This is a genomic window from Micromonospora sp. WMMD998, assembly GCF_029581235.1.
Lineage (GTDB): Bacteria > Actinomycetota > Actinomycetes > Mycobacteriales > Micromonosporaceae > Micromonospora.
Window position 1 is genome coordinate 5,312,031 of the sequence record NZ_CP120740.1, and the last position, 20,898, is coordinate 5,332,928.

Consider the following 20,898-nt stretch of genomic DNA (forward strand, 5'->3'; position numbering starts at 1 on the left):
ACGGTCGGGTGCCGGCGGGTTGCCGGCACCCGACCGCTCCCACGGGCCGATCAGAACGCGAGGCACTCGCATTCGGTCATCAGCGCCCGCACGTTGTAGACGTAGGGCTCGTTCGGGATCGTCAACGGCAGCGGCTCACAGGGCGGGTGCCCGCCGTCGTCGCAGTCCGGCGCCACGTTGCCGGGGCCGACGTTGTACGCGGCGATCACCGCGTTGAGCAGGCAGGACGTCAGATCGGGGGTGCAGAGCGAGGCGTCGAGCCGGTAGTCCGAGCCGAAGTGCGAGTCGCCGATCTTCTTGGTCAGCCAGGCCAGGTAGTTGGCGCCGAGCACCGCGTTGTCCCGGTAGTCGTCCACGTCGTAGTTCTGCTCGAACCGGTCGTTGACGAACGTCGCCGTCGGCGGCTGGACCTGCATCAGCCCGACCCCGGTGTCGCAGGCGTAGATGTTGGACTGCCAGCCGCTCTCCTGCCAGGCGGTGGCCTTCACCAGGCTGAGCGGCACCTTGATCTCCGGCGCGGAGGACGGCCAGTAGGTCTTCCCGGCCGCGTCGGTCAACGCCTTCTTGACCTGAGCCCTGGTGGCCGCCGTCCCCTTGTAGTGGGGTTTGCAGCCGACGACCGGCGGCTTCGGCGCGGGCGGCGCCTTGGTCTCGGTCAACGCCTTGACCGGGCGCCGGGGCGCACCGGCTCGACCGGCGGTCGGCTTCGCGGACGCCGGCGCGCTGGGGCTGGGCCGGCCGCCCATCGCCTCGACCGCCGGCGGCTCCTCGCTCGGCGCGTCGGCGGGCGCGTCGGCCGGATCCTCCCCGGGCTCCTCGACCGGCGCGGCGGTGGGCAGGTCCGCCGCCACCCCGCGCACCGGCGGCTCGTCGCCGCCGCACCCGGTCACCGCTGCTGTCGCCAGCAGCGCCACCACCGCCGCGGCCAACCGGCCGACTCCTCGCCGCATCGGACCTCCCCGTGGTTCCGTCGGCGCACCCTAGCAGGGATCGACGGGGCTACGGGGTCCCGGCGACGCCGGACGGCGCTCCTCCCGCGGCCGGGGCGGACGCTCCCCGACGCCCGCCGCGGGCGGACCCGAGTCGTCGCCCGCCGCGGACGGCCCCGACTCGTCGCCCGCCGGGCCGGGCGGACCGGTGTCCTCGCCAGCCACCACCCGCTCCCGGGTCGCCCAGGCGACCACGAACACGGTGGTCCAGGCGACGCCCAGCAACACCGAGGAGACCGTGCCGCTGGCCGTGCTCCAGCCCAGATAGAGCCGGGCGCCGGTGACCGAGACCACGCCGGCCGCGGCGGCCGTCCAGACGGCCACGCCGATCGGCCAGCGGGCCCCGCGCGACAGCAGCCAGGCCAGCGTGCCGAAACTCGCCGTCACCACCACGTTCTGGGTGGGGAACAGGTCACGGACCCGGTGCGGGCCGGTCAGGTCGGCGACCACCACCAGCAGCACCAGCGGCACCGCCGCGCCGACGGTGCCCACCACCGACAACAGGTCCGCCCGCCAGGGCCGGTGCCGCCGCGCCACCACCGCCGCCACCACGGCGACCACGCCGATGAGCACCCAGCCGCGCAGCACCGACAACGCGGCCAACGCCGCGTCGACCACCCCGGGGGTACGCCGGGCGGCGAACCAGTCGGCGATCAGCCCGTCGAGCACCCCGAGCCCGCTATGCCGGACCACCGCCTCCAGCAGCGCGGCCACCGCCAGCCCCGCGCCGAACAGCAGCGCCAGCCCCAACGCCAGGTTGATCAGCAGGGTCCAGAGCGGGCCGACCCGCATGCCGGCCAGGAAGAACAGCACCCCGTACCGGGCTCGGAGCCAGCGCAGCGGCGGCACCGCGGCGGCACGGGCGGCGAGCGCCCGGGCCGGATCCGGGTTGCGCCCCAGCCAGCGACCGGCAAGCACCACGCCGAGCAGGCACAGCACCAGCACCAGCACCGCTCCGGTGGCGCGGCCCAGCAACTCCGACACCCGCGCGTAGGACTCGCCGGCCAGGTAACCGGCGAGCACCGAAGCCCCGACCCAACCCACCACCCCGGCCAGGTTCCACGGCGCGAACCGCCGGTACGGCAACCCGCCCGCGCCGGCCAGCCGGGGCGCCAGCGTGCGGGCGAAGGCGACCCAGCGGGCGGCCAGCACGCCACGGCCACCCAGCCGGTCCAGCAACTCCTCGGCACGCCGCCACCGGTGCGGCCCGATCCGGGCCCCGAGCCCGGAGGCGCGCAACCGGGGGCCGTACCGCCGGCCGGACCGATAGGCGAGTGTGTCTCCGATCACGGCGGCGGCCACCATGACCGCAAGCGTGGGGGCGAGCCGTAGCGTCCCCGCGTACGCTAGGAAGCCGACCAGCAGCAGGGTCGCCTCACCCGGCACCAGCAGCCCGAAGATCACCGCGGTCTCACCCGCGACGATCATCGCGGTGACCAGGTAGATCAGCAGGGGCGGCAGCTCCTGCAGCCAGTTCAGCAGGTCAGGCATTCGGCACCCCGCACGGGAGTCAGCATGCCAGTCGCTGGAACGGTCGGCACAGCACTTTCGACACAGATCCGGGCGATCTCGGGGTGACCCCGAGGCGTGCCCCGGCAACCGCAGACAGGAGTATGGAGGGTATGCAGCTACGCACCGACCTCCGCAACGTCGCCATCATCGCCCACGTCGACCACGGCAAGACGACCCTGGTCGACGCCATGTTGCGGCAGGCCGGCGCCTACGGCGCCCGCGGCGAGGACACCGAGCGGGTCATGGACTCGATGGACCTCGAGCGGGAAAAGGGCATCACCATCCTCGCCAAGAACACCGGCGTGCGGTACCTGCCGGCGGACGGCGACCCGGTCACCATCAACATCATCGACACCCCCGGCCACGCCGACTTCGGTGGTGAGGTCGAACGCGGCCTGACCATGGTCGACGGCGTGGTGCTGCTCGTCGACGCCAGCGAGGGCCCGCTGCCGCAGACCCGGTTCGTGCTCCGCAAGGCGCTGCGCGCCCGGCTGCCGATCATCCTGGTGATCAACAAGGTGGACCGTCCGGACGCCCGGATCAAGGAGGTCGTGGACGACACCTACGAACTCTTCCTCGACCTGGACGCCGACGAGGAGCAGATCGACTTCCCGATCGTCTACGCCTGCGCCCGCGACGGCATCGCCTCCCTCACCCAGCCCGCCGACGGCGCCGTACCGGACGACAGCAGCAACCTGGAGCCGCTGTTCCGCACCCTGCTGGACACCATCCCGGCGCCCGCCTACGACGAGGGCGCGCCGCTCCAGGCACACGTCACCAACCTCGACGCCTCGCCGTTCCTGGGCCGCCTCGCGCTGTGCCGGGTCCGGCAGGGCACGATCAGCAAGGGTCAGACCGTGGCCTGGTGCCGCACCGACGGCAGCACCCAGCGGGTCCGCATCTCCGAGCTGCTGATGACCGAGGGCCTGGAGCGCAAGCCGGCCGACTCGGCCGGACCGGGCGACATCATCGCCGTCGCCGGCATCCCCGAGATCATGATCGGCGAGACGCTCGCCGACGCCGAGAACCCGATCCCGCTGCCGCTGATCACCGTGGACGAGCCGGCCATCTCGATGACCATCGGCACCAACACCTCGCCGCTCGTCGGCCGGGTCAAGGGCGCCAAGGTCACCGCGCGGATGGTCAAGGACCGGCTCGACAAGGAGCTGGTCGGCAACGTCTCGCTGCGGGTGCTGCCCACCGAGCGCCCGGACGCCTGGGAGGTGCAGGGCCGCGGCGAACTGGCCCTGGCCATCCTGGTCGAGCAGATGCGCCGCGAGTCCTACGAGCTGACCGTCGGCAAGCCGCAGGTGGTCACCAAGGAGATCGACGGCAAGACCTGCGAGCCGGTCGAGCGGCTGACCATCGACGCCCCGGAGGAATACCTGGGCGCGATCACCCAGCTCCTGGCCACCCGCAAGGGCCGGATGGAGCAACTGGTCAACCACGGCACCGGCTGGATCCGGATGGAGTGGCTGGTCCCGGCGCGCGGCCTGATCGGCTTCCGCACCGAGTTCCTCACCGACACCCGGGGCACCGGCATCCTGCACCACGTCTTCGAGTCCTACGAGCCGTGGTTCGGCGAGCTGCGCACCCGCAACAACGGTTCGCTCGTGGCCGACCGGTCCGGCGCGGTCACCTCGTTCGCCATGATCAACCTTCAGGAGCGCGGCCAGCTCTTCGTCGAACCGACCACCGAGGTGTACGAGGGCATGATCGTCGGGGAGAACTCCCGCTCCGACGACATGGACGTCAACATCACCAAGGAGAAGAAGCTCACCAACATGCGGGCCTCGACCTCCGACGAGACCGAGAAGCTGATCCCGCCGCGCAAGCTGTCGCTGGAGCAGGCGTTGGAGTTCTGCCGCGAGGACGAGTGCGTCGAGGTCACCCCGGTGGCGGTGCGCATCCGCAAGGTGGTGCTGGACCAGACCCAGCGCGGCCGGATGGCGGCCCGCCGCAAGCACGCCGGCTGACCCACCCACCCCTCCCGTTGCACTTTCACGGAAAGAGTGGCTATTCCGCGCCGAATAGCCACTCTTTCCGTGAATCAGCGCTCGCTGGAGGGGTGGGGTTTGGTGGCGCGGAGGGCGAGGATGTCGGGGATCCGGGCGGAGCCGGACTCGACGACGCCGGTGACCGTCAGGCCGGCGTCGGCGACGGCGGTGAGCAGGTCGGGCACGGGCACGGGCACGGTGCCGCCGCTGCCCCGCGCCCACCGGGACGATCCGCTACGGTCGGCCCATGATCTGGGACGAGCTCGACGCGCATCTCGACCAGGTGCCCGGCACCGTCTCCGCGTACGTGGGGCGCCCCGGCGCCCCGCCCACCTGGACCCGGCGCGCCGACGCCACCCACTACGCGGCCAGCACCATGAAGGTCGCCGTGCTCGTCGCGCTGCACCGGGCCGCCGAGGAGGGCCGGCTCGACCTGGACGCGCCGGTGCCGGTACGCAACACGTTCGACTCCGCGCTGGCCGGCGCGCCCCGCTTCACCAACGCCCGGGACTACGACAACGACGAGGCGGTCTGGGAGCGGATCGGCGGCGCCGCGCCGCTGCGCTGGCTCGCCGAACGGATGATCGTGCGCTCCAGCAACCTGGCCACCAACCTGTGCATCGGCCAGGTCGGGCTGCCCGCCGTCGCCCAGGCGTGGGCGCTCGCCGGCGCCCGGCACAGCGTCACCGGCCGCGGCATCGAGGACTTCGCCGCCCGCGACGCCGGCATCGACAACCTCGTCACCGCCGCCGACCTGGCCGCCCTCCTCGGCGGGCTGGCGCTGGGCGCCACCCGACCCGGCCCGCTCGCGTCACCGGCCGGCTGCGCCGCCATGCTCGACGTGCTCCTCGCCCAGGAACACCGCGAGGACCTCGCCGCCGGGCTGCCCGACGGCACCCGCGTCGCGCACAAGAACGGCTGGGTACGCGGCGTCCGCCACGGCGCCGGCGTGGTGTTCCCCGACGACGCGCCGCCGTACGCGATCGTCGTGTGCACCACCACCGACCCGGCCGGCGGGGGCGCGGACGGCGAGCCGGTCGAGGACGACGCCTGCCGGCTGATCGCGCACGTCTCCGCGCGGGTGTGGGACGCCCGGCGCGAGCTGGCGGGCTGAGGCACTACTCCAGCAACCGCGCCCGCAACGCGGCCCGCACCTCGTCGGTCACCCCCAGGCCGTCGCTCAGGTACGCCTCGAACGACCCGTACGCCCGGCGCACCTCGTCGTACGCGGCGTCCAGGTATTCCGGGCGCGCTTCGAGCAGCGGCAGGGCCGCCGCCGGGTCGAGGTCCGGCCGGCGCTTCGTCATCGCCGCCAGCAGCACCTCGCGCAGGCTCTCGGTCAGCTCGTTGTGCCGCAGGTAGTCGGCCCGGATCGCCGGCTCCGGCACGCCCAGCGCGGTCAGCAGCACCACCGACAGCCAGCCGGTGCGGTCCTTGCCGGCGGAGCAGTGGAACAACAGCGGCAGGTTCGCGTCGTCCGCGGCCAGCCGCGCCGCCGCGCCGAACCCGGCCCGCGCCGGCTCCCCGGTGACGAACCAGCGGTAGATCGCAGTCATCGCCCCCGGCATGCCGTCGCGGGCCAGATCCGCGTACGCGTCCAGGTCGTGCCCCTGCACCATCGCCGACACGTACGTGAACACCGGGTGCGCGGCGTCGTAGACCGGCAGGTGCACGACGCGGGGCGCACCCACCAGGCGGTCCGGCGGGGCCACCGCCTGTTCCTCGGCGGCGCGCAGGTCCACCACGCACGCCGGGGCGAGCTTGCCCAGCACCGGCAGATCCTCGTCGGTCAGCCGACCCAGCGCCGCGGCGCGGACGAGCCGCCCGGCGCGGACCCGCCGCCCGTCGGTCGTCGGCAACCCGCCCAGGTCACGGGCGTTCGGCGCGCCCACCAGCTCCCAGTCCCGCCCGGTCATCGGCCCTCCCCTGCTCGCCGCCAGTTGCCGATAGGGTGCCCCACATGACGATCACGGCGGTGCGCACCCACCGGCTCTCGGCACCCTTGCACACCCCGTTCGTCACCGCACTGCGGAGCACCACCACCGTGGAGACGCTTGTCGTCGAGGTGGTCGACAGCGACGGGCGGACCGGGTTCGGTGAGGCCCCGCAGGTGTGGCAGGTCACCGGCGCGTCGATCGGCGGCGCCGAGGCGTGCGTACGCGAACTGCTCGCGCCGCTGCTGACCGGCCGCGACCCCGACGACCTCCTGGCCCGGTGCGCGCAGGTGCGCGGCGCGGTGGTGGGCAACGAGTCGGCGAAGGCGGCCGTCGACGTGGCGCTGCACGACCTGGCCGCGCGGCGGCTCGGCGTACCCCTGGTGCGGTTGCTCGGCGGCACGGCGCTGCGCGTCCCGACGGACGTCACGCTGGCCGCCGGCGACGCGGTCGACCTGGCCACGGCCGCCGGCCGGCGGCGTGCCGAGGGTTTCACGGTGTTGAAGCTCAAGGTCGGCACCGACGCCGGCGGCGACCTGGACCGGGTCCGCGCGGTGCGCGCCGCCGTCGGCCCGGACGTGCGGATCCGGCTGGACGCCAACCAGGGTTGGACGCCGCGCGAGGCGGTCCGGGTGATCCGGGGCATCGAGGACGCCGGGCTCGACGTGGAGCTGGTCGAGCAGCCGGTGCACCGCCGCGACCTGGACGGGCTGGCCTGGGTCAGCGACCGGGTGGGCGTGCCGATCCTCGCCGACGAGTCGGTCTTCGACGTGCGTGACCTGGTCGAGGTGATCCGCCGGCGGGCCGCCGACATGGTCAACGTCAAGCTCGCCAAGTGCGGCGGCCTGCAACCGGCCCGTACGCTGCTCGACCTGGCCGCCGCCCACGGCATGGGCACGATCGTCGGGTCCATGATGGAGGGTCCGATCGGCGTGGGCGCGGCGGCCAGCCTGGTCGCCGCCGGCGGCACCACGGCCGTGTCGGACCTCGACGCCGCCTGGTGGCTCGCCTGGTCGCCGGTCACCGGCGGCATCCGGTACGAGGGCGCGAGCGTGCTGCTGCCGGACGCGCCCGGTCTCGGCATCGCCGACGTGAGTGAAGCTAAGATTCAGCAGCATGGTTGAGTGTCGTTGGATTTTTTCATAGGGTCGCCCCACAGGAGCGTGGGAGGAGGGGTGCGCATGGCGCCTCAGCCGGGCCACCAGGCCGTCGTACGGGTCCCGGTGGCGACCCTCTGGACCACCCCGGAGGCGGTCCGCCCGATCGACGGGCCGGCCTGGTCCGACGTGCCCGACATCGCCACCTGGGTCGCCGGGATGGACCGCGACCAGCGGGTCGGCGACTGCGTCCTGACCCAACTGCTGCTCGGCGAGCCGGTCCTCGTCATGGAGACCCGGCCGGACGGCTGGGTGCGGGTGCTCGCCCTGGGGCAGCCCGCCGCCAAGCTCGACGTCCGCGGCTACCCGGGCTGGATGCGGGCCGCCCACCTGGCCGCCTCCGTCGCCACCGTGCCGGCCGCCACCGCGCTCGTGGTCGACGTCGACCGCGCCACGCTGCACGACACCGCCGGCGGGCCGCCCGCGCTCACCGGCGTGGTCCTCGGCACCCGTCTCGCCTCCGCCGGGCGCCCGGCCGACGGCTGGCGGCCGGTCCGGGCGCCCGGCCGGACCGACCCGCTCTGGGCCCCCGAGGGCGACCTGGTGCCGCTGCCCGCCGCGCGGCCCGAGGCCAAGGAGGTGCTCGGGGTCGCCGAGCGGTTGCGCGACCTGGCCTACGTCTGGGGCGGCCTGTCCACCGACGGCATCGACTGCTCCGGGCTGGTCCACCTGGCCTGGCGGCGGTACGGCGTCACGCTGCCCCGCGACGCCGACGACCAGGCCGAGGCGACCATCCCGCTGGCGCTGGGCGCGGAACGCCCCGGCGACCTCTATTTCTTCGCCCATCCCGGCCGGCGCATCCATCATGTCGGCATCGTCTCGGCCGAGCCGCACGGCGGCCGGCGCCGGATGCTGCACGCCTGCTACCTGACCCGCCGGGTGGTCGAGGAGGAACTGCCTCCGGCCCGGGTGGACACTCTGGTCGGCGCGCACCGCGTCTGACCGTCGGCTGCCGCCCCCGGCCGGCGGGAACGGCAGCCGGCGGGTCGGTCAGCGGCGTGCCTCGGCCAACTCCCGGCGTCGGTCGCGCGACGACTTGACCACGCTCGCCATCGTGGCTACGGCTAGCGTGCCGAGGATGACCGTCAGCGAGAGCCAGATCGGGATGTGCGGCGCCCAGCCCACCGGGTCGCCGCCGTTGAGGAACGGCAGGTTGTTGTCGGCGAGCGCCTCCAGGACCAGCTTCACCCCGATGAAGCCGAGCACCACGGCCAGCCCGTAGCTGAGGTAGATCAGCCGGTCCAGCAGGCCGCCGAGCAGGAAGTAGAGCTGCCGCAGCCCCATCAGCGCGAAGACGTTGGCGGTGAAGACCAGGTACGGCTCCTGCGTGATGCCGAAGATCGCCGGAATCGAGTCGAGCGCGAAGATGAGGTCGGTGGTGCCGATCGCGATCATCACGATCAGCATCGGGGTGAACAGCCACCGCCCGTTCTCCCGGGTGGTCATCCGCGCCTCGTGGAAGTCCCGGGACAGCGGCAGCGCCTTGCGGCTCCACCGGATCAGCACGTTCTCGCTGAACTCGTCCTCCTCCGGCTCACCCTGCCGGGCCAGGTTCACCGCGGTGTAGATGAGGAACGCGCCGAAGATGTAGAACACCCAGGAGAACTGGGAGATCAGCGCGGCGCCGGCCGCGATGAAGCCGCCGCGCATGACCAACGCCAGCAGGATGCCGATGAGCAGCATCTTCTGCTGGTACTGCCGGGGCACGCCGAAGCGGGCCATGATGATCACGAAGACGAAGAGGTTGTCCACCGAGAGGCTGTACTCGGTGAGCCAGCCGGTGTAGAACTGGCCGGCCACGCTCGGCCCGGCGGCCACCCAGAGCACCACGCCGAAGAGCAGCGCCAGAGCGACGTAGAAGCCCACCCACAGGCTCGACTCGCGGACGCTCGGCTCGTGCGGGCGACGGCCGATGATGAACAGGTCGGCCATCAGGACCGCGATCATCGCGGTCAGGGTTACCGCCCACACCAATGCGGACACGTTCAAATCCATCCTCCGGCAGACACGCAGCGTCGGGCACACCGTACGCCGGGTGCGGGCCGGGGTGCGTCAACGCTGACTGTGGTGACTGTCGGAGGTCTCTTCCGCCGGCGCCCTCGCGGGAGCCGACCGACGGAGCCGGGTCGAGCTGGCGCTCTTCCGTGCTGACGACTCCGTCGCGGGGGAATACTCCCCTCCTCGGCCGCCATTGTTCACCATCCGGCGGGGGTAACGCATCTCTGGAGACCCATCAATCGCGATCAGGTGCCCCGCGTCACCACCCGCAGCGCATCCTAGGAGGCTAGACTTGATCTTGCGGCCGGGTCGGCGGCAGGACCGGGTCGGCGAAGGCCCAACCGGCGTCGAGCAGGGTCTCGACGGCGGCGACCGCCGTGGTCAGGCGCTCCTCGTGCGTCCCGCGCAGCTCGACCACCGGCACCCCGCACCCGGCCAGCGCCGCGCGGAACCGCCCGGTCATCCACGCCCGCAGGTGCTCCCCGTCGCGCAGGCCGTCGTCGGCGAAGGGCACCCCCTCGTGGTCGGTGAGCAGATAGAGCGCCGGCCGGCGGGCCGCCGCCCGCACCCGCGCCGAGGACGCGCCCAGGTAGCGCTCCTCCCAGACCGCGGTGGCCCGGGCATCGGTGTCGCAGATCAGCAGCGGGCCGCCGACCCGCGCCGTCGCGTCCTCGGCGGCCTGCTGCTCGCGTACCACCTCGACGAAGTCGTCCCGGTCCCACGTGACGTCGAAGACGGTCGCGTCCGGCCGGGACCGGCGCAGCACGGCGAGCTTGCGCTCGGTCAGCTCGCGGCCGTACTCGGGCACCCAGGCGGCGCCGAAGCGCCCGGCGAGCGCCCGCGCCATGGTCGTGGTGCCGGTGGACTCGGCGCCGACCACCACCACCCGCCGGACCAGCCACGCCCGCACCGGCGGACTCAGCCACCGCCAGTGGGCCGCCGGGTCCGCGCGCACGGCGGTGCCGGAGACCGGCACGGCCCGCCGCCACGGATCCACGTCGACCGCGACCGCGCCGAACCGGCGGGCCAGCTCCTTGCCGTACGCCTCGGAGGAGAAGACCGCGTCCACCGGCTCGCCGCCCAGCGCGTCGGCGAACACCGCGCAGTGCAGGTCCCAGACCGCCGGATCGCCGTAGTCGACCGGATGGTCGTCGTAACGGCCGACGAACCGCACCCACGGGGTGCCGGCGTGGACCTCGCGCAGCCAGTCCAGTCGCAGGGCCAACGGGACCGACTCCCGCCGCGACGGCGCCACCACCACGGTCACCGCGGCGCAGCGGGCCGCGGCGGCCTCGACGAGCGCGTGGTGCCCGGCGTGCGGCGGGTAGAACTTCCCGACCACCAGGCCGTGCCGGAACCGCCCGGTCACGCGGCCACCGGGGCGGGGCCGGGCGGCACCGGCGTCGCCGCCGCCCGCCGGCGCAGGTCCGCGCGCCAGGCGCGCAGCCCGACCACGCAGAGGGCCAGGAAGATCAGGTACAGGCCGCCGGTGAGCCAGAGTCCCTTGTACGCGTAGAGCGGGATGTAGATCAGGTCGGCGGCGATCCACAGCCACCAGCTCTCCACCAGCTTGCGGGTCTGACCGTAGGTGGCCAGCAGCGACAGCGCGGTGGTGACCGCGTCGGCCAGCGGGACGGTGGAGTCGGTGGCCCGGTCCAGCAGCGCCCACAGGCCGGCGGTGAGCAGCAGCCCGGCCGCGCCGAGCGCCCACCACTCGCGCCGCCCGGTGCGGGTCACGGTGAGCCGGCTGCGCCGGTCGCCGCCGAAGAGCCAGTGCCACCAGCCGTAGACCCCGAGCGCCACGTAGACCAGTTGCAGGCCGGCGTCGGCGTACAGGCCGGCGGTCTGGAACAGCACCATCAGCAGCAGCACGTTGGCGATGCCGATGGGCCAGTTGGCGATGTGCTGGCGAGCGACCAACCAGACGTTGACCACGCCGGTGCCGAAGCCGAGCAGCTCGGCCCAGGTGGTGCCGGCGCCGAACACGGTGAACGCGGTGCCGGTGAGCCAGTCGAGCATTGTCGTCCTCCCCCGCCCGTCGGGTGACACGGTGGAGGGGCGCGGCCCGCCGGAGCGCCCCCGGAGCGTACCGGTCAGGGCCCGGCGTGAAAGGCTGCGGGCATGGTTCTTGAGGTCGCGCTTATCGACGTGACGCCCGGACACGAGGACGACTTCGCCGCCGCGTACGCGCAGGCGCGGCCGATCCTCGCCGAGGCGCAGGGGTGCCGCTCGGTGCGGATGACCCGCGGGATCGAGTCGCCCACCCGGTTCGTGCTGCTCGTCGAGTGGGACTCGGTCGAGGCGCACGACGTGAACTTCCGGCAGACCGAGCGCTTCGGGCGGTGGCGGGGCCTGATCGGTCCGTTCTTCGCCGGCCCGCCGCTCGTCGAGCACTTCGTCGACGTGCCGGCCTGAACTGTCGTACCCCTCACGTAACCTGCCCGCGACGCGCGGTCACCGGTCCCGACGGGCATCGGGGGCGCCGGGCCCGGTGAGCGCGCGGCGACCTCACTCCAGCTCGTGCGGGTCCCGCGGCCGGGGCACCGGCGCGACGCCGAGCCGGCGGGTGAGCAGCTCGGTCGTCGCCTCCTCCGGCAGCGCCGCCGCGAGCAGGCGCTCGATCACCTGCTCGTAGCGGGCCACGTCGGCCTCGGCGACCAGGCGCAGGTCGGTGGTGAGCGTCTCGACCAGGACCGTGCGCGGGTCGTCCGGGTCCGGATAGGCGTAGTAGGAGAACGGCGCGAGCGGATGCAGGTCGTCGCCGGGCGAGGCGCCGCGGGGCACCACCCGCAGGGTGATGTGCGGCCGTTCGGCAAGCGCCAGCAGGCGCCGCGTCTGCTCCCGCCACACCTCGGCCGGCAGCCCGTCCGGCTCGCAGGCCCGCTCGTCGAGCAGGGCGGTGTAGTGCGGCGGGTCCGGCCGGACCAGCAGCTCCTGGCGCACCGCCCGGGCCCGGACGTCGGCCTCCACGTCCACCTCGCCGGCGAACGACGCGCCGGCCGACACCCGCAGCCGGGCGTACGCGGGGGTCTGCAACAGGCCGGGCACGAGCACCGGCTGGTATTCCACGATGCGCTCGGCGCCGGCCTCCAGCTCCGCGTACGCCCGCTGCCGCTCGCCCATCTCGCCGAGCGTCTTGGACCAGCCGCGCCCGGTGGCGGCGTCGCGGGCGATGACGATCAGATCCTCCCGCTGGTGCCGTGGCACCTCGTAGACGTCGAGCAGGTCGAGCACGTCGGCCAGGTCGGGCCGGCTCTGGCCCAGCTCGATGCGGGACAGCTTCGACGTCGAGGCCCAACCGAGCCGGGTGCAGACCTGTTCGAGCGTGAGTGACTCTCGACGGCGCAGTCGACGCAGCTCGACACCGAGCCGCACTCGCCGGACGACCGGACTTGCTGACAACGCCATGCGCGCCTCCCAGGGTGGGAGCGTACGCATGACCATCACACAGGGCAATACCTCGCTCGCGCAGAGCAACATGCAGGCATCGATGTGCGAGCGTGGATCAGGGCCGGTACGTGCCGAACGACCAGACCATGCCGGCCAGATCGCGGGCGGCGTAGTCACGGGAGCCGTAGTCGGTGTCGAACGGCGGCCGGACGATCTCCGCACCGGCCGCCCGGGCCCGCTCGTGGTGCGCGTCGACGTCGTCGACGGCCAGGTAGAGGCGGTAGTCGTCGTCGGCCGGCCGGGTCGCCGGCGCGGGGCCCGGACCCACCATGACCAGGTCGTCGCCGTGGCCGAGCTGAGCGTGGCGCGCCTCGCCGTCCGGCCCCGGGTGCACCTCGTGGACGGTGAGGCCGAACGCCGACCGGAGGAAGTCGACGGCGGCGTGGACGTCGGGATATCTGAGGACCGGATAGATGCTTCGCATGCCCCCAGTCTGCCGCCGGCCGGGTCAGCCGGGATTGGACGAATGCGATCCGGCCCGGGCCAGCGCCGCCGGCGGGGCGCCGGCGAACTCCCGGAACTCCCGGATCAGGTGCGACTGGTCGTGGTAGCCCCACCGGGCCGCCCGTTCCGCCCAGCCCGACCCGTCCGGGCCGGCCGCCGGCGCGGTGAGCACCGTGCGGCCCAGGGTGGCGTAGGCCCGCTGGAAACGCAGCAGCCGGGCGACGGTCTTCGGCGGCAACCCGAACTCGCGGCGGAACCGCACCGCCAGGTGACGGCGGGACCAGCCGATCTCGTCGGCCAACGCGGCCACCCCGACCGCGCCCCCGCTCCCGTCGAGCCGCCGCCAGGCGGCCAGCAGGCGGCCGTCGACCGGGTCGCTGGCCGCCAGCCGGGCGGTCAGGGCGGCGTCGAGGCGGGCGAAGCGCCCCGGCCAGCCGGGCTCGCCGGCCAGCTCGTCGCGGAGCCGGACCAGCCACCCGGCGACCCGGTCGACCGGGGCCGCCCGGTTGGCCAACTCGCCGAGCGGCAACCCGAGCAGCCGCCGCGCCGCCGGGGCGGTCAGCAGCACCTGCACCCCGGCGCCCGTGCCGGCGCTGCGGGTGGCGCACCAGCCGTCGAACGGGCCGGCCAGGAACGCGTTGGCGCCGTCCACGCCCCGCCCCGCGCCGCGCGGATCGGTGATGTCGAGCGGGTCGCCCCAGCCGAGGACCAGCACGACGAAGGCGCCGGCGGCCTCACGGCGCACCACCGGCCCGGTCAGCTCCTCCCGGTAGCCGAGGTAACGGTCCACCCAGGGACGCAGCGCGGCGGCGGGAAGCCCGACCACGGCCTCGGTCAGCATCGCGCGCCCGCCCCGCCGCTCACCGCACCCCGGCCGCGTCCATCCCGCGCAGCTCCTTCTTGAGGTCGGAGACCTCGTCGCGGATCCGCGCGGCCAGCTCGAACTGAAGCTCCCGCGCGGCGGCCAGCATCTGGTCGTTCAGCTCCTGGATGAGGTTCGCGAGGTCGGCCCGGGCCATGCCCTCCCGGGACGGCGTGGCCGCGCCACCCCGACCGTTGCGGCTGCGGGTCTCCTTGACCGGCGCCTTGCCCCGGGAGAGCTGCCGGGCGGCGCCGCCGACCGTGGTGGCCTCGGTGTCCTCCGCCTCGCGGTAGATGTCGTCGAGGATGTCGTGGATCTTCTTGCGCAGCGGCTCGGGGTTGATGCCGTGGGCCTCGTTGTGCGCGATCTGCTTGGCCCGGCGCCGGTTGGTCTCGTCGATCGCGGACGCCATCGACGGGGTGATCTTGTCGGCGTACATGTGGACCTGGCCGGAGACGTTACGGGCCGCGCGACCGATGGTCTGGATCAGCGACCGGCCGCTGCGCAGGAAGCCCTCCTTGTCGGCGTCGAGGATCGCCACCAGGGAGACCTCGGGCAGATCGAGCCCCTCGCGGAGCAGGTTGATGCCGACCAGCACGTCGTAGTCACCCTTGCGCAGCTCGCGCAGCAGCTCGACCCGGCGCAGCGTGTCCACCTCGGAGTGCAGGTAACGCACCCGGATGCCGTTCTCCAGCAGGTAGTCGGAGAGATCCTCGGCCATCTTCTTGGTGAGCGTGGTGACGAGCACCCGCTCGTCCCGCTCGGTGCGCAGCTTGATCTCGTGCATGAGGTCGTCGATCTGCCCCTTGGTCGGCTTCACCACCACCTCGGGGTCGATCAGGCCGGTCGGGCGGATCACCTGCTCCACGAACTCGCCCTGGGCCTGCTCCAGCTCCCACGGGCCGGGGGTGGCGGAGAGGAAGACCATCTGGCCCACTCGCTCCAGGTATTCGTCGAAGCGCAGGGGCCGGTTGTCGGCGGCGCTCGGCAGCCGGAAGCCGTGGTCGATGAGCATCCGCTTGCGGGAGGCGTCGCCCTCGTACATGCCGCCGATCTGCGGGATGGTCACGTGCGACTCGTCGACCACGGTGAGGAAGTCGTCCGGGAAGTAGTCGAGCAGGCAGTGCGGCGGGCTGCCCGGCAGCCGGCCGTCGATGTGCATCGAGTAGTTCTCGATGCCGGAGCAGAAGCCCACCTGGCGCATCATCTCGAGGTCGTAGGTGGTGCGCATGCGCAGTCGCTGCGCCTCCAGCAGCTTGCCCTGCCGCTCCAGCTCGGCCAGCCGCTCGCCCAACTCGGCCTCGATGTCGCGGGTCGCCCGCTCCATCCGCTCCGGGCCGGCGGCGTAGTGCGTGGCCGGGAAGATCATCAGGCTGTCGACCTCACGGACCACGTCCCCGGTCAACGGGTTGAGGTAGTAGAGCTTCTCGATCTCGTCACCGAACAGCTCGATCCGGACGGCCAGCTCCTCGTAGGCGGGGATGATCTCCAACGTGTCGCCGCGCACCCGGAACGTGCCGCGCTGGAAGGCCATGTCGTTGCGCGTGTACTGAATGTCGACGAGCCGGCGCAGCAGTTGGTCGCGGTCGAGCTCCTGCCCCACCTTGACCCGCACGGCGCGGTCGAGGTATTCCTCCGGCGTGCCCAGGCCGTAGATCGCCGACACGGTGGCCACCACGATGACGTCCCGCCGGGTCAGCAGCGACATGGTCGCCGAGTGCCGCAGCCGCTCGACCTCCTCGTTGATCGAGGAGTCCTTCTCGATGTAGGTGTCGGTCTGCGGGATGTACGCCTCGGGCTGGTAGTAGTCGTAGTAGGAGACGAAGTATTCCACCGCGTTGTGCGGCAGCAGCTCGCCGAACTCCTTGGCGAGCTGGGCGGCGAGGGTCTTGTTGGGCGCGAGCACCAGGGTGGGCCGCTGCAACCGCTCGACCAGCCACGCCGTGGTGGCGCTCTTGCCGGTGCCGGTCGCGCCGAGCAGCACCGTGTTGCGGTCGCCGCGCCGCACGCGACGCTCAAGGTCGTCGATGGCCGCCGGCTGGTCGCCGGCCGGCTGGAACTCACTGACGACCTGGAAGCGACCGTCGAGCCGGGGAATGTCGAGCGCCATGACACCAACGGTACGCCCGCGGTCCGACACTTCCGGACCGACCACGGACCGTCCCTGACCCGCTTCGATATTCCCATTGTGTGGCTCATCTCACCGGACTACCCTCGTACCGTAGGCCGCTCGCGGCGGCCGACCGGGCCGGTGGCCGCCCCTTCGGGGCCCGGCCGCCCCCGGCGCCAGGGCCGCAGCACCCGGGACGACCGGCGTGCGCGCCCACGGTGGTCGCGCTGAGGCGCTCACCGGCCGCCGCGAGCGCCCCTGCTCGCCCGCCGCGCGCCGCCCCGCTTGCCCGCTGATTCACGGAAAGAGTGGCCATCCGACGCGGAATAGGCACTCTTTCCGTGAATCAGCGGACGCGACGCGCGGAGGACGCGACGGGTCAGGGGTGCCAGTTGGTGTGCCTGGCCCACTCCTCGGCCCGCAGGTGCTCCTCGTCGAACCACGGATCGTGGAGCGTCGCCGGCTCCGCGCTCTCCGGCGCGGTGGCCGCCAGGTCCCGCTTGACCTGGAGGTAGGCGGATCGCCGGGCCGGGTCGGCGCGGAGGTGGTCCCGCAGCAGCAGCGCGTACCGCCAGCCGGCCGAGCCGGCCGCCCGCAGGTGCAGGAGCACCGGGCGGCCCGGATCCGCGCCGCCGTGCAGCCGCTTCGCCCAGTGCGCCCGGTCGGGGCGGCGCGGCGCGTCCCACCACTCGCCCGGCAGCCGGGGGAAGCCCGCCTCGGCCAGCCGGTCGGCGAGCGGACCGTCCGCCTCCGCCAGCGCCGGCACGGTCAACTGGATGTCGATGACGTCCGGCGCGGTCAGCCCGGGCACGGCGGTGGAGCCGACATGGTCGATCCGGACGTCGCCGCCGACCGCGTGGCGGATCCGCGCCGCGAGCCGGGCGTACTGCTCGGGCCAGGTCGGGTCGGGCTCGGTCAGTGCCGGCGGGTCGACGAGCACCGCGCGCCGCTCGCGGACGTTGCGCTCGTAGGGCAGCAGCCGGTCACGCCAGAGCGCGTCCACCGCGCCGTGCAGGTCGGCCAGCGGGCCGTCGTTGGTGAGCAGCACGTCCGCCACCGCCCGCCGGGCCGCGTCGTCGGCCTGCGCGGCGATCCGCCGCCGCGCCTCGGCCGGGTCCATGCCACGGTCGCGGGACAACCGCGCCAGCCGGGTCGGCGCCGCCGTCTGCACCACGAGCACCAGATGGTACGTCGGCGCGAGCCCCACCTCGACCAGCAGCGGCACGTCGTTGACCACCACCGCGTCGGCGGGCGCGGCGGCGACCAGTTCGGCGGCGCGTGCCCGTACCCGCGGATGGGTGATCGTCTCCAGCCGGCGGCGGGCGGTCCCGTCGCCGAAGACCACCGCGCCCAGGGCCGCCCGGTCGAGCGCGCCGTCGGGGCCGAGGACCCGGTCGGAGAACGCGGCGACCACCTCGGCGAGCCCCTCGGTGCCCGGGGCCACGACCTCGCGGGCGATCCGGTCCGAGTCGACCACGACCGCGCCGAGCGCCGCCAGGCGGCTCGCCACCGCGCTCTTGCCCGATCCGATGCCGCCCGTCAGCCCCACCTTCAGCATCGGGACAGTCAACCCGATGGGCGTGCGCATGCCAAACAGGCCGACGACGACCGCGGGCCCCGCCCCCGGCGCTCCGCTGGTGCGGAACGCGGGGACGGGGCCCGTCGGGCTGTCGTCAGCGACCTGTCACTTGCCGCCGGCGAGCTTCTCCCGCAGCGCGGCGAGCGCCTCGTCGGTGGCAAGCGTGCCGGCCGGCTCCTCGGCCTGACGGCTCGGGGCCGAGGTCGAGGTCGAGGTCGAGGTGCTGCTGCTGGTGGCGGGCGGAGCCGGGTTGGCCGCGGCCTCGGCGTCGGCGGCGCGGGAGGTCTGCACCTGCTTGGTGTGGGCCTCCCAGCGCTGACGCGCCTCGGCGTACTGGTTCTCCCAGGTCTCGCGCTGCTTGTCGTAGCCCTCGAGCCACTCGCCCGTCTCCGGGTCGAAGCCCTCCGGGTAGATGTAGTTGCCCTCGTTGTCGTACGTGGCGGCCATGCCGTAGAGGGTCGGGTCGAAGTGCTCCTCGCCCTCGACGAAGCCCTCGTTGGCCTGCTTGAGCGACAGCGAGATCCGGCGACGCTCCAGGTCGATGTCGATGACCTTGACCATGACCTCGGAGCCGACCTGCACGACCTGCTCCGGGATCTCCACGTGGCGCTCGGCCAGCTCGGAGATGTGGACCAGGCCCTCGATGCCGTCGTCCACCCGGACGAACGCGCCGAACGGCACCAGCTTGGTGACCTTACCCGGCACGATCTGCTGGATCGCGTGGGTGCGGGCGAACTGACGCCACGGGTCCTCCTGGGTCGCCTTCAGCGACAGCGAGACCCGCTCGCGGTCCAGGTCGACGTCCAGGACCTCGACCTCGACCTCCTGGCCCACCTCGACGACCTCGGACGGGTGGTCGATGTGCTTCCAGGACAGCTCGGAGACGTGCACCAGGCCGTCCACGCCACCCAGGTCGACGAACGCGCCGAAGTTGACGATCGAGGAGACGACGCCCTTGCGGACCTGCCCCTTCTGGAGCTTGTTGAGGAACTCGGTGCGCACCTCGGACTGCGTCTGCTCCAGCCAGGCCCGGCGGGACAGGACCACGTTGTTGCGGTTCTTGTCCAGCTCGATGATCTTGGCTTCGAGCTCGCGGCCGACGTACGGCTGGAGGTCGCGCACGCGCCGCATCTCGACGAGCGACGCGGGCAGGAAGCCCCGCAGGCCGATGTCGAGGATGAGACCACCCTTGACGACCTCGATGACCGAGCCGCGGACGACGCCGTCCTCGTCCTTGATCTTCTCGATCGTGCCCCAGGCCCGCTCGTACTGCGCCCGCTTCTTGGAGAGGATCAGCCGACCCTCCTTGTCCTCCTTCTGGAGGACGAGGGCCTCGATGTGGTCGCCGACCGAAACCACCTCGGCCGGGTCCACGTCGTGCTTGATCGACAGCTCCCGAGAGGGGATCACGCCCTCGGTCTTGTAGCCGATGTCGAGCAGGACCTCGTCCCGATCGACCTTGACGACGGTGCCTTCGACAATGTCGCCGTCGTTGAAGTACTTGATGGTCTCGTCGATGGCGGCGAGGAAAGCTTCCTCAGAGCCGAGATCGTCGTGCGTGACCTTGTTGGCGCTCGAGGTGGCCTCGATGCTGCTCGTCATGTGGGCGGTTGCTCCGGTCGGATGGGTTGTCACAGCGGGCATGGGTGTCGCGGTGACTCTTCCGCGCCAGCGGATCCGTCGCCGGGCACACCGAACGATCGACGCGAGAAGATCATTAGTGGCTCCGGTGACCGCACACCTGCTCCCTGCCGAGGCACACGATCCGCGAGCGCATCGTCTAGCCTACCCGCTGCATTACCACAGCGTGCAAGCCCTCCCGGGTCTCCGCGCCCGCATCGGCTGCGAAAGCGGAGATTTCGCGCGGTAAGGTGCCATGCCTGTCTCGTCCGTCACACCGGTCACACCCGTCACCCGCCGCCCCGCCCGCGCCCCGCCGCCCGACCGGCCCTAGCGTGGACCGGGTGGACGACGACAGGGTGACCCGCCGGCGGGTCGGGGCCGCCGAGATCCGCCGCGCCAACCGCGGCTGGTGGGACAGCGACGCCGACGCCTACCAGGCCGAGCACGGCGCGTTCCTGGGCGAGGTCGACTTCGTCTGGTGCCCGGAGGGTCTGCGCGAGGCCGACGCCCGTCTCCTCGGCGACGTCGCCGGCCGGCGGGTCCTCGAACTCGGCGCCGGCGCCGCCTCCGCCGCCCGCTGGCTCGCCGCCCAGGGCGCCCGGCCGGTCGCCCTCGACCTGTCCGCCGGCATGTTGCGGCACGCCGCGCACGCCGCCGACCGGACCGGGGTACGCGTGCCGCTGGTCCAGGCCGACGCGCTGGCCCTGCCCTTCGCCGACGCCGCCTTCGACACGGTCTGCACCGCGTTCGGGGCGATCCCGTTCGTGGACGACTCCGCGGCGGCGATGCGCGAGGTGGCCCGCGTGCTGCGCCCCGGCGGCCGGTGGGTCTTCGCGGTCACCCACCCGATGCGCTGGATCTTCCTCGACGACCCGGGCGAGGGCGGGCTGACCGCCGTGCACTCCTACTTCGACCGCTCCCCCTACGTCGAGCAGGACGAGCACGGCGCCGCCACGTACGTCGAGCAGCACCGCACCCTCGGCGACCGGATCCGGGAGCTGGTCGGCGCCGGCTTCCGCCTGCGCGACCTGGTGGAGCCGGAGTGGCCGGCCGGGCACGAGGGGATCTGGGGCCAGTGGAGCCCGCTGCGCGGCCGGCTCTTCCCCGGCACCGCCATCTTCGTCGCCGAGAAACCGTCCCGCTGAGCGCGTCGCACATCCGGTCCGATCCCGGCGACGTCACCCGACGGTACGGTCGCCGTGTGCCGGCCGAGCCCGCTTCGATTCCATCTTCCCGCTGGTGT

The 20,898-nt window shown here is 73.1% G+C and carries 19 protein-coding genes; 6 read left to right on the plus strand and 13 right to left on the minus strand.

Annotation, left to right across the window (positions count from 1 at the left end; translation table 11 throughout):
- Positions 1–50: 50 nt before the first annotated feature.
- Both O7619_RS23910 and O7619_RS23915 read right to left on the minus strand, forming a co-directional pair.
- Positions 51–950, minus strand: coding sequence for a transglycosylase SLT domain-containing protein (locus O7619_RS23910; RefSeq protein WP_282283542.1), 900 nt, complete (start codon positions 948–950; stop codon positions 51–53).
- A gap of 30 nt (positions 951–980) precedes the next feature.
- Positions 981–2,480 (minus strand): DedA family protein, encoded by a 1,500-nt coding sequence (locus O7619_RS23915; RefSeq protein WP_282283544.1) that lies wholly within the window; start codon positions 2,478–2,480, stop codon positions 981–983.
- 131 nt (positions 2,481–2,611) lie between these two features.
- Between O7619_RS23915 and typA the strand changes: the two genes are divergently transcribed.
- The gene (gene typA, locus O7619_RS23920; protein ID WP_282283545.1) at positions 2,612–4,477 is read left to right on the plus strand and encodes a translational GTPase TypA; all 1,866 of its coding nucleotides are present in this window, start codon (positions 2,612–2,614) and stop codon (positions 4,475–4,477) included.
- A gap of 74 nt (positions 4,478–4,551) precedes the next feature.
- Here the strand turns inward: typA and O7619_RS23925 are convergent, their stop codons facing one another.
- On the minus strand, positions 4,552–4,695 hold the full coding sequence (locus tag O7619_RS23925; RefSeq protein ID WP_282283546.1) for a hypothetical protein: 144 nt from the start codon (positions 4,693–4,695) through the stop codon (positions 4,552–4,554).
- Between the two features lie 50 nt (positions 4,696–4,745).
- Here O7619_RS23925 and O7619_RS23930 point away from each other — a divergent pair, with 50 nt between their 5' ends.
- Positions 4,746–5,612: a serine hydrolase gene (locus O7619_RS23930; RefSeq protein ID WP_282283547.1), complete on the plus strand. Its 867-nt coding sequence runs from the start codon at positions 4,746–4,748 to the stop codon at positions 5,610–5,612.
- A 4-nt stretch (positions 5,613–5,616) separates the two neighbouring features.
- Here O7619_RS23930 and O7619_RS23935 read toward each other — a convergent pair whose 3' ends face one another.
- Positions 5,617–6,414 carry a tyrosine-protein phosphatase gene (locus O7619_RS23935; protein WP_282283549.1) on the minus strand — a complete coding sequence of 266 codons (798 nt, stop codon included), beginning with the start codon at positions 6,412–6,414 and terminating at the stop codon, positions 5,617–5,619.
- Between the two features lie 44 nt (positions 6,415–6,458).
- Here O7619_RS23935 and O7619_RS23940 point away from each other — a divergent pair, with 44 nt between their 5' ends.
- A complete protein-coding gene (locus O7619_RS23940) occupies positions 6,459–7,556 on the plus strand; it encodes a dipeptide epimerase (protein WP_282283550.1) in 1,098 nt (365 codons plus the stop codon).
- A 57-nt stretch (positions 7,557–7,613) separates the two neighbouring features.
- The gene (locus O7619_RS23945) at positions 7,614–8,531 is read left to right on the plus strand and encodes an NlpC/P60 family protein (RefSeq protein WP_282283551.1); all 918 of its coding nucleotides are present in this window, start codon (positions 7,614–7,616) and stop codon (positions 8,529–8,531) included.
- Between the two features lie 48 nt (positions 8,532–8,579).
- Here the strand turns inward: O7619_RS23945 and O7619_RS23950 are convergent, their stop codons facing one another.
- The 3 genes from O7619_RS23950 to pnuC all read right to left on the minus strand — a co-directional run bounded on the left by O7619_RS23950 (position 8,580) and on the right by pnuC (position 11,606).
- Positions 8,580–9,578, minus strand: coding sequence for a TerC family protein (locus tag O7619_RS23950; protein ID WP_282283552.1), 999 nt, complete (start codon positions 9,576–9,578; stop codon positions 8,580–8,582).
- 295 nt (positions 9,579–9,873) lie between these two features.
- Complete coding sequence (locus O7619_RS23955) at positions 9,874–10,956, minus strand: AAA family ATPase (protein WP_282283553.1); 1,083 nt, start codon at positions 10,954–10,956, stop codon at positions 9,874–9,876.
- Positions 10,953–11,606, minus strand: coding sequence for a nicotinamide riboside transporter PnuC (gene pnuC, locus O7619_RS23960; protein WP_282283554.1), 654 nt, complete (start codon positions 11,604–11,606; stop codon positions 10,953–10,955). Before pnuC ends, O7619_RS23955 begins: the two co-directional genes overlap by 4 nt.
- Before the next feature lie 102 nt (positions 11,607–11,708).
- Between pnuC and O7619_RS23965 the strand changes: the two genes are divergently transcribed.
- The gene (locus O7619_RS23965) at positions 11,709–12,002 is read left to right on the plus strand and encodes an antibiotic biosynthesis monooxygenase (RefSeq protein ID WP_282283555.1); all 294 of its coding nucleotides are present in this window, start codon (positions 11,709–11,711) and stop codon (positions 12,000–12,002) included.
- Between the two features lie 93 nt (positions 12,003–12,095).
- Here O7619_RS23965 and O7619_RS23970 read toward each other — a convergent pair whose 3' ends face one another.
- From O7619_RS23970 to rpsA, 6 genes are all read right to left on the minus strand, one after another.
- Positions 12,096–12,995 (minus strand): DUF5753 domain-containing protein, encoded by a 900-nt coding sequence (locus O7619_RS23970; RefSeq protein ID WP_282283556.1) that lies wholly within the window; start codon positions 12,993–12,995, stop codon positions 12,096–12,098.
- 97 nt (positions 12,996–13,092) lie between these two features.
- Entirely contained in the window at positions 13,093–13,461 is a 369-nt protein-coding gene (locus O7619_RS23975) for a VOC family protein (RefSeq protein WP_282283558.1), read from the minus strand.
- Positions 13,462–13,485: 24 nt separating this feature from the next.
- Positions 13,486–14,322: an AraC family transcriptional regulator gene (locus tag O7619_RS23980; protein ID WP_282283559.1), complete on the minus strand. Its 837-nt coding sequence runs from the start codon at positions 14,320–14,322 to the stop codon at positions 13,486–13,488.
- A gap of 19 nt (positions 14,323–14,341) precedes the next feature.
- Complete coding sequence (uvrB, locus tag O7619_RS23985; protein ID WP_281587551.1) at positions 14,342–16,453, minus strand: excinuclease ABC subunit UvrB; 2,112 nt, start codon at positions 16,451–16,453, stop codon at positions 14,342–14,344.
- 379 nt (positions 16,454–16,832) lie between these two features.
- Positions 16,833–18,011, minus strand: a complete 1,179-nt coding sequence (gene coaE / locus O7619_RS23990; protein ID WP_282288924.1) for a dephospho-CoA kinase — start codon at positions 18,009–18,011, stop codon at positions 16,833–16,835.
- Between the two features lie 126 nt (positions 18,012–18,137).
- On the minus strand, positions 18,138–19,676 hold the full coding sequence (gene rpsA / locus O7619_RS23995) for a 30S ribosomal protein S1 (protein ID WP_282283560.1): 1,539 nt from the start codon (positions 19,674–19,676) through the stop codon (positions 18,138–18,140).
- Between the two features lie 320 nt (positions 19,677–19,996).
- Here rpsA and O7619_RS24000 point away from each other — a divergent pair, with 320 nt between their 5' ends.
- Positions 19,997–20,800, plus strand: coding sequence for a class I SAM-dependent methyltransferase (locus O7619_RS24000; RefSeq protein WP_282283561.1), 804 nt, complete (start codon positions 19,997–19,999; stop codon positions 20,798–20,800).
- The last annotated feature ends 98 nt before the right edge of the window (positions 20,801–20,898 follow it).

Bases quoted from the DNA above. Each gene is read 5' to 3' on its own strand.
- O7619_RS23910 (WP_282283542.1), bottom strand. From the start codon at position 950: ATGCGGCGAGGAGTCGGCCGGTTGGCCGCGGCGGTGGTGGCGCTGCTG.
- O7619_RS23930 (WP_282283547.1), top strand. From the start codon at position 4,746: ATGATCTGGGACGAGCTCGACGCGCATCTCGACCAGGTGCCCGGCACC.
- coaE (WP_282288924.1), bottom strand. From the start codon at position 18,011: ATGCTGAAGGTGGGGCTGACGGGCGGCATCGGATCGGGCAAGAGCGCG.
- typA (WP_282283545.1), top strand. From the start codon at position 2,612: ATGCAGCTACGCACCGACCTCCGCAACGTCGCCATCATCGCCCACGTC.
- O7619_RS23965 (WP_282283555.1), top strand. From the start codon at position 11,709: ATGGTTCTTGAGGTCGCGCTTATCGACGTGACGCCCGGACACGAGGAC.
- O7619_RS23970 (WP_282283556.1), bottom strand. From the start codon at position 12,995: ATGGCGTTGTCAGCAAGTCCGGTCGTCCGGCGAGTGCGGCTCGGTGTC.
- uvrB (WP_281587551.1), bottom strand. From the start codon at position 16,453: ATGGCGCTCGACATTCCCCGGCTCGACGGTCGCTTCCAGGTCGTCAGT.
- O7619_RS23945 (WP_282283551.1), top strand. From the start codon at position 7,614: ATGGCGCCTCAGCCGGGCCACCAGGCCGTCGTACGGGTCCCGGTGGCG.
- O7619_RS23935 (WP_282283549.1), bottom strand. From the start codon at position 6,414: ATGACCGGGCGGGACTGGGAGCTGGTGGGCGCGCCGAACGCCCGTGAC.
- O7619_RS23940 (WP_282283550.1), top strand. From the start codon at position 6,459: ATGACGATCACGGCGGTGCGCACCCACCGGCTCTCGGCACCCTTGCAC.
- pnuC (WP_282283554.1), bottom strand. From the start codon at position 11,606: ATGCTCGACTGGCTCACCGGCACCGCGTTCACCGTGTTCGGCGCCGGC.
- O7619_RS23915 (WP_282283544.1), bottom strand. From the start codon at position 2,480: ATGCCTGACCTGCTGAACTGGCTGCAGGAGCTGCCGCCCCTGCTGATC.
- O7619_RS23980 (WP_282283559.1), bottom strand. From the start codon at position 14,322: ATGCTGACCGAGGCCGTGGTCGGGCTTCCCGCCGCCGCGCTGCGTCCC.
- rpsA (WP_282283560.1), bottom strand. From the start codon at position 19,676: ATGCCCGCTGTGACAACCCATCCGACCGGAGCAACCGCCCACATGACG.
- O7619_RS23975 (WP_282283558.1), bottom strand. From the start codon at position 13,461: ATGCGAAGCATCTATCCGGTCCTCAGATATCCCGACGTCCACGCCGCC.